Source organism: Streptomyces sp. NRRL B-24572 (genome assembly GCF_002156145.1).
In the GTDB taxonomy this organism is placed as follows: Bacteria; Actinomycetota; Actinomycetes; order Streptomycetales; family Streptomycetaceae; genus Streptomyces; species Streptomyces vietnamensis.
Genome location: NZ_MWIG01000526.1, coordinates 1 through 9641 on the forward strand (window position 1 = coordinate 1; position 9641 = coordinate 9641).

General features: G+C 72.0%; 8 protein-coding genes. 1 reads left to right on the forward strand and 7 read right to left on the reverse strand.

Features of this window, described 5'->3' with window-relative positions:
• From CCN56_RS28895 to CCN56_RS28910, 4 genes are all read right to left on the reverse strand, one after another.
• Window positions 1-588: FAD binding domain-containing protein (locus CCN56_RS28895; RefSeq protein WP_179200019.1), on the reverse strand; the 588-nt coding region annotated here is incomplete at its 3' end.
• A 248-nt stretch (window positions 589-836) separates the two neighbouring features.
• Complete coding sequence (locus CCN56_RS28900; protein WP_086830930.1) at window positions 837-2501, reverse strand: beta-N-acetylhexosaminidase; 1665 nt, start codon at window positions 2499-2501, stop codon at window positions 837-839.
• A gap of 263 nt (window positions 2502-2764) precedes the next feature.
• The gene (locus CCN56_RS28905) at window positions 2765-3052 is read right to left on the reverse strand and encodes a DUF3039 domain-containing protein (RefSeq protein ID WP_015033918.1); all 288 of its coding nucleotides are present in this window, start codon (window positions 3050-3052) and stop codon (window positions 2765-2767) included.
• Between the two features lie 30 nt (window positions 3053-3082).
• Window positions 3083-3643, reverse strand: coding sequence for a YqgE/AlgH family protein (locus CCN56_RS28910; protein ID WP_086830931.1), 561 nt, complete (start codon window positions 3641-3643; stop codon window positions 3083-3085).
• 278 nt (window positions 3644-3921) lie between these two features.
• Between CCN56_RS28910 and murA the strand changes: the two genes are divergently transcribed.
• Window positions 3922-5262: a UDP-N-acetylglucosamine 1-carboxyvinyltransferase gene (gene murA, locus CCN56_RS28915; RefSeq protein ID WP_030692046.1), complete on the forward strand. Its 1341-nt coding sequence runs from the start codon at window positions 3922-3924 to the stop codon at window positions 5260-5262.
• 404 nt (window positions 5263-5666) lie between these two features.
• On the opposite strand, the gene CCN56_RS28920 is transcribed toward murA, so the two are convergent.
• From CCN56_RS28920 to CCN56_RS28935, 3 genes are all read right to left on the reverse strand, one after another.
• Window positions 5667-5948, reverse strand: coding sequence for an HU family DNA-binding protein (locus tag CCN56_RS28920; protein WP_015033921.1), 282 nt, complete (start codon window positions 5946-5948; stop codon window positions 5667-5669).
• A 358-nt stretch (window positions 5949-6306) separates the two neighbouring features.
• Window positions 6307-7737 carry an NAD-dependent malic enzyme gene (locus CCN56_RS28930; protein ID WP_086830932.1) on the reverse strand — a complete coding sequence of 477 codons (1431 nt, stop codon included), beginning with the start codon at window positions 7735-7737 and terminating at the stop codon, window positions 6307-6309.
• Between the two features lie 411 nt (window positions 7738-8148).
• Window positions 8149-9641: UvrD-helicase domain-containing protein (locus CCN56_RS28935; RefSeq protein ID WP_179200020.1), on the reverse strand; the 1493-nt coding region annotated here is incomplete at its 5' end.

Below are 9641 nucleotides of genomic sequence, written 5' to 3' on the forward strand. Positions count from 1 at the left end.
TCCCACCTCCTCGCGGGCCGGGCCGGTACGGCCGGTGGCCTTGAGGAAGACCTGGGGCGCGTGGAGCAGCGGAACGCGGACGAAGCCGACGAGCTCGCCGGGGGCGAGCAGGTCGCGGCCCGCGAGGAGGTGGGAGACGGGGATCTCGCGGGTGCCGAGCGGCCCGAGGACGACGAGGTCGGCCTCAAGGGCGGCGAGCACGGGCAGCGAGTCGCCGGTGGGCGCGGCGGTGACGATGTTGCCGCCGAGGGTGCCGGCGTTGCGGATCTGGGGCGGCCCGGCCGCGCGGCTGGCGGCGGCGAGGGCCGGGATGAGGGCGGCGAAGTCGGGTCGGCCCATCCGGGCGTGGGTGAGGCCCGCGCCGAGGAGGGCGTGGCCGTCCTGGTACTGCCAGCCGCGGATCTCGTTGATGCGGCTCAGGCCGACGAGTCCGGCGGGGCGGAGCTGGCCTTTGTTGACGGCGGCCATGAGGTCGGTGCCGCCGGCGACGGGCACGGCGGCCGGCATGGCCGTGAGTGCCGCCACGGCCTCGTCGAGCGAGACGGGCAGCGTCACGGACTGCGCCGTCTGTGGTGCGTGCGTGGTCAACCCGCTGCCCCTTCCCGGTGTCCCGGTGGTCCCCGACTGTGCCCGGCCGTCGCGCCCGCGAGCGGCGGTACGACGCGCCTGCGTGTGGGCGTACCGTACGTGCTCGCAGGCCGGACGTGGCAACTCTGGCACATCTTCCGAGGAGTCCGGCGCGAGGGTCCGCGAAGGACTGTTCCGTCCGGGACGCCCTGGCTGCGACGGTAACTTCCGTTTCACCACTCTTGGGTGATCGGGTGACGTCGGGTCCCTCACACGTTCGGGGGCGTGCCCTCCAGCGGCCTGCCGAGACTGCATTCGATCCCTTCTGGGGCTGGGCGCCGCTGCCAGGGACGGGGCCCGGCGGGCGGGCGGTAGTCGACGCCGAGGGCGTCCAGGCGCCGGTAGTGGGTGCGCATACGGCGCTCGAAACCGGCGTGGTCGCGCGCCTCCGGCGCGGGGAGCGCGGACCAGGCGACCTCGGCGAAGGCGGCGAGGCGCGGGAAGACCTGGTAGTCGACGCGGGAGCGGTTCTCCATCACCTCGGTCCAGACGTTGGCCTGGGTTCCCAGGATGTGGGCGGCGGCCTCGGGCGGGAGGCCCGGCGGGACGGGCTCGAAGCGGTAGACGTCCTCCAGGGTGCGGACGTATCCGATGGGCATGGGTTCGTCCTCGCCGGGCGCCTGCCGGTGGTCCAGGTACACGTGCTGCTCGGGGCACATGACGACGTCGTGGCCGGCCTCGGCGGCGGCGATCCCGCCCGCGTACCCCCGCCAGGACGACACGGCCGCTCCGTCGGCGAGCCCGCCCTCCAGGATCTCGTCCCAGCCGATGAGGCGGCGGCCGCGGGCGGCGAGCCAGCGGTCGAAGTGGCGGATGAACCAGGACTGGAGGCCGTCCTCGTCGTCGACCCCGAGTTCCTTGATGCGGGCCTGGGCGGTCGGGGAGGCCTTCCACTGGTCCTTGGGGCACTCGTCGCCGCCGACGTGGACGAAGGTGGACGGGAAGAGGTCGAGGACCTCCTCGAAGACGCCCTCGTAGAAGCGCAGGACGGCCTCGGTGGGAGCGAGGACGTTGGGGTTGACGCCCCAGGTGTCCCAGACGGTGAGGGCGGCGGTGTCGACGACGTCGGTGTTGCCGAGTTCGGGATAGGCGGCGATGGCGGCCTGCGCGTGGCCGGGGAGGTCGATCTCGGGGACGACGGTGATGTGCCGCTCGGCGGCGTACGCGACGATCTCGCGGATGTCGTCCTGGGTGTAGAAGCCGCCGTACGGGGTCTCGGTCCAGAGCGGCGAGGCGCGGTGCCCCCACTTGGTGCGGGCCCGCCAGGCGCCGACCCCGGTGAGCTTCGGGTGGCGCTCGATCTCGATGCGCCAGCCCTGGTCGTCGGTGAGGTGGAGGTGGAGGACGTTCAGCTTGTGGGCGGCGAGGAGGTCGAGCAGGCGCAGGACGTCGTCCTTGGGCGTGAAGTGCCGGGAGACGTCGAGGAGAAGGCCGCGCCAGCCGAAGCGGGGGCCGTCCTCGATGGTCACGTACGGGAGATCCCGGGCCGTGTCCCCCCGCACGGGCGCCTTGCGGTACGCGTCGGGGCCGAGGAGCTGACGGAGGGTCTGGGCGCCCCAGAAGACCCCGGCGGGGCCGCCGCCCTCGATGACGACGGCGGCGTCCGGGGCCTCGGTGGAGAGGCGGTACCCCTCCGGGCCCCGCTCCCGTGCCGCCTCCTCGCTGATCCGCAGCCGCACGGCGTGCTCGCCCGCTCCGTCGGCGAACGGCAGCCCGGTGGCGGCGCCGAGCGCGGCGCGGAGCCAGCGGGCGGTGGACTCGGTGCCGGGTCCGGCGTCGAGCGTGGTCCGCTCGTCGAGCGAGGGACGCCCGGGGGCGCTCCCCCGTCGCTCCACCGACAGAGGTGCGGGAATCAGGTCCTGCTCCGACGTCATCGTCCCCTCCACACGCGAGCGTTGCACCATATGCAACGACCGTTTCGCGTTGCACAACACAGCGAGGCTAGGGGGCCTCCGGCCGGACCGACAAGAGGTCTCGACCACATGGGCCGCACCGGCCGCGCCGGCCGCGCCGACCACACCGGCCCGTTCCCGCCGCACCGGCCCGTTCCGGAACGCGAAACGGCCCCCGTCGCACGTACCGGAGTACGCGCGACGGGGGCCGCGGAAGGGCTCGCCCCGACGTCAGGACAGCACGACTACTTGTCCTTGCCGCCCTTGTCCTTGTCGCCGCCGCCCGCGCCCATGGAGTCGTAGATCTCCTTGCACATCGGACAGACCGGGTACTTCTTGGGGTCGCGCCCCGGTACCCAGACCTTTCCGCACAGCGCCACGACGGGCGTGCCGTCGAGGGCGCTCGCCATGATCTTGTCCTTCTGGACGTAGTGGGCGTAGCGCTCGTGGTCGCCGTCACCGTGGGACACCTGCGGCGTCGGCTCGACGAGGGTTCCCGTACCTGCCCCGCGCTCGGGCTCGAGAGTGCTCATAACCGCCAAGGGTACTGAAAGCCGTGGCCCTCAGTTGAGGGACGGGTCGTCGGGGTACGTCGCGATCATCGCGAGCTCGCCGCGCTGTCGTCGCAGTACCTGCCGCCAGAGCATCTCGGGGCGGGGCGAGGAGACGTCGCCGGGCTCCGACTCGACCACGTACCAGGCGCCGTCGCCGAGCTCGGCCTCCAGCTGGCCGGGGCCCCAGCCCGCGTACCCCGCGAAGATCCGCAGCGAGCCGAGCGCGGGTCCGAGCAGCTCGGGCGGGGCCTCCAGGTCGACCAGGCCGATCGCCCCGTACACCCGCCGCCAGCCGAGGGGGCCCTCGTCGCCGGGGATCACGGCGACGCCGAGGGCCGCGTCGAGCGAGACGGGGCCGCCCTGGAAGACGACGCCGGGTTCGCCGGCGAGGGCGGCCCAGGGGGCGAGGATGTCGCCGACGGTGACCGGCGTGGGCCGGTTGAGGACGACGCCGAGCGAGCCCTCGTCGTCGTGGTCGAGCAGCAGGACCACCGCGCGGTCGAAATTCGGGTCCGCCAGCGCGGGGGTGGCCACGAGCAGCCGTCCTGTGAGCGAGGACACCTCGGTCATGCGACACATGATCCCGCATCTTCGGCGTTCGCGGGGGGTTGTCGGGCGCGATCCGGGGAAGCCGGTGACCACCGCAGCTCAGGAGGGCCGGGGCCGCGGCGTCTGACCACCCCGCGAGGACAAGCGGACGGTGACGCTCCGCAAGATCACGGGAACAGAGGGTGTTGTGCCGAATTCATTACATCTGACAGGCCCCACGAGGCACCCGATCGGGGTCTCATGGCCCTTTACCCTTTTCTCTGGCCACCCGTCGGACCCACTTTCGGAACGCGAGATTCATGACCGGCACAGACGATGTCCTGCTTGTCCACGGCGGAACCCCGCTGGAGGGCGAGATCCGCGTTCGCGGCGCGAAGAACCTCGTGCCCAAGGCGATGGTCGCCGCCCTGCTCGGCAGCGGTCCCAGCCGTCTGCGCAACGTTCCCGACATCCGTGACGTCCGCGTCGTCCGCGGGCTGCTCCAGCTGCACGGAGTGACGGTCCGCCCGGGCGAGGAGCCCGGCGAACTCGTCCTCGACCCGACGCACGTCGAGTCCGCCAACGTCGCTGACATCGATGCCCACGCCGGTTCGTCGCGCATCCCGATCCTCTTCTGCGGCCCGCTGCTGCACCGCCTCGGCCACGCCTTCATCCCGGGCCTGGGCGGCTGCGACATCGGCGGCCGGCCCATCGACTTCCACTTCGACGTGCTCCGCCAGTTCGGCGCGACCATCGAGAAGCGGGCGGACGGGCAGTACCTGGAGGCCCCGCAGCGTCTTCGCGGTTGCAAGATCCGCCTCCCGTACCCCTCGGTCGGCTCGACCGAGCAGGTGCTGCTCACGGCGGTCCTCGCGGAGGGCGTCACCGAGCTGTCGAACGCGGCCGTGGAGCCCGAGATCGAGGACCTGATCTGCGTCCTGCAGAAGATGGGCGCGATCATCTCCATGGACACCGACCGGACCATCCGGATCACCGGTGTCGACCGCCTCGACGGCTACACCCACCGGGCGCTCCCGGACCGCCTGGAGGCGGCCTCCTGGGCGTCGGCGGCGCTGGCCACCGAGGGCAACATCTACGTGCGCGGCGCCCAGCAGCGCTCGATGATGACCTTCCTCAACACGTACCGGAAGGTCGGCGGCGCCTTCGAGATCGACGACGAGGGCATCCGCTTCTGGCACCCGGGCGGCTCGCTGAACGCGATCCACCTGGAGACGGACGTGCACCCCGGCTTCCAGACGGACTGGCAGCAGCCGCTGGTCGTGGCCCTGACGCAGGCCTCCGGCCTCTCCATCGTCCACGAGACGGTGTACGAGTCCCGGCTCGGCTTCACCTCCGCGCTGAACCAGATGGGTGCGCACATCCAGCTGTACCGCGAGTGCCTGGGCGGCTCCGACTGCCGCTTCGGCCAGCGGAACTTCCTGCACTCGGCGGTCGTGTCGGGCCCGACGAAGCTCCAGGGCGCCGACCTGGTCATCCCCGACCTGCGCGGCGGCTTCTCGTACCTGATCGCGGCGCTCGCGGCCCAGGGCACGAGCCGGGTCCACGGCATCGACCTGATCAACCGCGGCTACGAGAACTTCATGGAGAAGCTCGTCGAGCTGGGCGCGAAGGTCGAGCTCCCCGGCAGCGCGCTGGTCTGACCCGGCGCTCCGGGGCTCGCCGGCCCCCAGACGCCCCCTGCTGGGGGTCCGGGGGTCGTCCCCCGGGCAGGCACGGCATGGAGAAGCTCGTCGAGCTGGGCGCGAAGGTCGAGCTCCCCGGCAGCGCGCTGGTCTGACCCGGCGCTCCGGGGCTCGCCGGCCCCCAGGCGCCCCCTGCTGGGGGTCCGGGGGTCGTCCCCCGGGCAGGCACGGCATGGAGAAGCTCGTCGAGCCGGCCGCGAAGGTCGAGCTCCCGGGCAGCGCGCCGGTCCGGACGCAAGGCCTTGCAGTGCTCCACGGGGCCCTGCAAGGCATCGCGGGCCCGCAAGGGCCCGTACGGGCACGAACGAAAGGGCGGCCACCCCCTGACAGGGTGGCCGCCCTTTCTGCGCCTCTAGGCAGCCTTACTTGCCCTTGGCGGCTTCCTTGAGCTTCGAGCCCGCGGAGACCTTCACGCTGTAGCCGGCCGGGATGTCGATCGGGTCGCCGGTCTGCGGGTTACGAGCGGTGCGAGCGGCACGGTGGGTGCGCTCGAAGGTCAGGAAGCCGGGGATGGTGACCTTCTCGTCACCCTTGGCGACGACCTCACCGACGGTCTCGGCGAGAGCGGCCAGCACGGCGTCGGCGTCCTTGCGGGTCACCTCGGCGCGGTCGGCCAGGGCGGCCACCAGCTCACTGCGGTTCATGTTGTTACTCCCGTGTTCTTCTTGCCTGTGAGGCGTGCCACGCGGCGGAAGCCGCGCGATTGGGTACAGCGAAGCCGATGCTGCCAGGGCCCTCGGACAGTCCCCGGACCCGGGTCAAATGACAGACCCTCGCGCCCAAACACGCATCCTGCCCCCACCAGCGGCGGGAACGCCAATCCGGCACCCCCGCGGGTCACACGAAAAGCGCCCGATTCCCGTGGTGGTGACGTTCCGTCGACGCCGCGAAAACAGCGCGGAGCCGAAAAGCCACCCTAAAGGCGGGTTTACGGCTCCGCGAATCGCGACGCGCCGTCAGCGGTCGCTCGGGGCCCGCTCGGGGCCCGCTCGGCGTCCGCCGTCAGCGCCCGTTCGTCGCCGTGCCCGCGCCCGCGGCCTTCGCCGCGTTCCGGACGGCTCCGGCGACCGCGCCGGCGACCTTGTCGTTGAAGACCGACGGGATGATGTAGTTCGGGTTCAGCTCGTCCTCGGTGACCACGCCGGCGAGGGCGGAGGCCGCCGCCAGCATCATCTCCGTGTTGACCGTACGGGACTGGGCGTCGAGCAGACCGCGGAAGACGCCCGGGAAGACCAGCACGTTGTTGATCTGGTTCGGGAAGTCCGAGCGGCCGGTGGCGACGACGGCGGCGGTCTGCCGGGCGGCGGCAGGGTCGACCTCCGGGTCGGGGTTCGCGAGCGCGAACACGATGGAGCCCTCCGCCATGGCGGCGACGTCCTCCGCGCCGAGCAGGTTCGGGGCCGAGACGCCGATGAAGACGTCCGCGCCGACGACGGCCTCCTTGAGGGTGCCGGTGACGCCCTCGGGGTTGGTGTTGTCGGCGATCCAGCGCAGCGGGGTGCCGGGCGCGGCGTCCACGAGGTCCTCGCGGCCCGCGTGCACGACGCCGTGGATGTCGGCGACGACGGCGTGCTTCACACCCGCCGCGATCAGCAGCTTGAGGATGGCCGTACCGGCGGCGCCGGCACCGGACATGACGACCCGTACGTTGTTGATGCCCTTGCCGACCACGCGCAGCGCGTTGGTGAGGGCGGCGAGGACGACGATGGCGGTGCCGTGCTGGTCGTCGTGGAAGACGGGGATGTCGAGGGCCTCGCGCAGCCGGGCCTCGATCTCGAAGCAGCGGGGCGCGGAGATGTCCTCCAGGTTGATGCCCGCGAAGCCGGGGGCGATCGCCTTGACGATCGCGACGATCTCGTCGGTGTCCTGGGTGTCGAGGCAGATCGGCCAGGCGTCGATGTCGGCGAAGCGCTTGAACAGGGCCGCCTTGCCCTCCATGACCGGCATCGCGGCCATCGGGCCGATGTTGCCGAGGCCGAGGACGGCGGAGCCGTCGGTGACGACCGCGACGGTGTTGCGCTTGATGGTGAGGCGGCGGGCGTCCTCGGGGTTCTCGGCGATCGCCATGCACACGCGGGCGACGCCCGGGGTGTAGATCATGGAGAGGTCGTCACGGTTGCGGATGGGGTGCTTCGACGCCATCTCGATCTTGCCGCCGAGGTGCATCAGGAACGTACGGTCGGAGACCTTGCCCAGGACGACGCCCTCGATGGTGCGCAGCTGCTCGACGATCTCGTCGGCGTGCGCGGTGGAGGTCGCGGCGATGGTGACGTCGATGCGGAGCTTCTCGTGGCCGGAGGCGGTCACGTCGAGGCCGGTGACGGATCCGCCGTGGGACTCCACCGCCGTGGTGAGCTGGGAGACCGCGGTTCCGCTGGCGGGAACCTCCAGCCGGACCGTCATCGAGTACGAGACGCTGGGCGCCGTTGCCATGGCCGAGTTCCTCTGCTTTCCCTGAGCTTCGCTGCTACGCCGCCCCGGCTGGTTGCCTGGCGGCGCCCTCCGATGGTCGCACCTACCCGCCGGTAGCAGGTAATGCGGTCATTTCGTTTTCGGAAAGTAGTTTCCACCATACGAGAAGTGCCGGGGAAACAGAAGAGGCCCCCGTCACCGGATGGTGACGGGGGCCTCAACTTCGTACATACATCTAAGTGGCACCGACCCGCCATGCTCGCCTCGCGGCAAGTGGTCCCTCTGAGGGACGAAGGTTGGGCCCGGGGGCTTGGATCGAGCCGGTGCCACGACAAGGCTAACAAACCACCCTGGTTGGTGATTCCAGCGCCACAGGTTGACCTGAAATCGGCGCCGCGGTCCCGGTCGGCCCGGCCCGCGGCGCCGACCGGCTCAGTCCCTCAGCAGGTCCGGGACCCCCGCCTCGTCCGGCATGTCACGGTCGCCCGCGAGCACCGTGAGCGCCTGGGTGGACCGGGTGAGCGCCACGTACAGCACCCGCAGGCCGGCGGGCGACTCGTCGGCGATCTCGGCGGGAGAGACGACCACCGTGGCGTCGTACTCCAGACCCTTCGCCTCCAGGGAGCCGAGGGCCACCACCCGGTCGCCGAGGCCGGCGAGCCAACGCGCGGCCTCTTCCCTCCGGTTCATGGCGACGACGACACCGACGGTCCCGTCCACCTCGCCGAGCAGCCGCTCCGCTTCCAAACGTACGGTTTCGGCCAGATCGCCCTTCTCCGCCACGGGGACGAAGCGGGGCTCGACACCCGTCGAACGGACCGCGCGAGGCGACTCCTTGCCCGGCATGGCGAGGGCGAGGACCTTGGCGGCGAGCTCGGCGATCTCCGCCGGGTTCCGGTAGTTCACGGTGAGCTCGAAGCGGCGCCGCGGCCGGGAGCCGAGGGCCTCGTCGCGGGCCTCCGCGGCCTCGTCCGGGTCCGACCAGGAGGACTGCGCCGGGTCGCCGACGACCGTCCAGGTGGCGTGCCGGCCGCGCCGGCCGACCATCCGCCACTGCATGGGCGTCAGGTCCTGGGCCTCGTCGACGATCACGTGCGCGTACTCGGTGCGCTCGGCGGCGAGCCGCTCGGCCCGCTCCCGCTGGGTCTCCTCCCGTACGGGCATCAGCTCCTCCAGGCCCGTGAGCTGGTCCAACGGGTCGTACTCCCGCTTCTTGCGGGGCCGGGCCGGGGCGCCGAGCAGGGTGTTCAGCTCGTCGAGGAGGGCGACGTCGTGGACGGAGAGGTCCCGGCGGCGCAGCGAACGCGCGAGCCGCCGCACCTCGCCCGGGTTGAGGATCCGCCGGGCCCAGCGCCCGAGCCGCCGCTCGTCGACCATGGCGCCGAGGACCTGACGGGGCGTGAGCTCGGGCCACCAGGCGTCGAGGAAGGAGAGGAACGAATCCTCGGTCGAGACGTCCTCGTCGAAGGAGGAACGCAGCTCGGCGGCGAGCTCGGGGTCGCTGTGCCGGCCGGCGGCGCCGGACTTGGCGTACAGCGCGTCGAGGAGCAGCCGCCGGGCACGCGGCCGGAGCAGGTTGACGGGGGCGGTGCCGCCGAGGACGTTGTGGCGGATGCGGCGGAGTTCGTCGGCCTCCAGCTCGAGCCGCCGCCCGAAGGCGACGACGCGCAGGAGCTGCGGGGCGTCGGGGCTCTCCAGGGCGCCCCGGGCGGCCTTCCGCAGCACGTGCACCATGCGGGAGGAGCCCTTGACGCGGGAGACGGCGGGCTCGTCGTACGCGGTGGCCTCGGCGCCGTCGACGAGCGAGCCGACGGCGCGGATCGCGACCTGGCCCTCCTCGCCGAGGGAGGGCAGGACGCCCTCGGTGTACGAGACGAGGAGCGGGGTCGGGGAGACGATGAGGATGCCGCCCGCGTAGCGCCGCC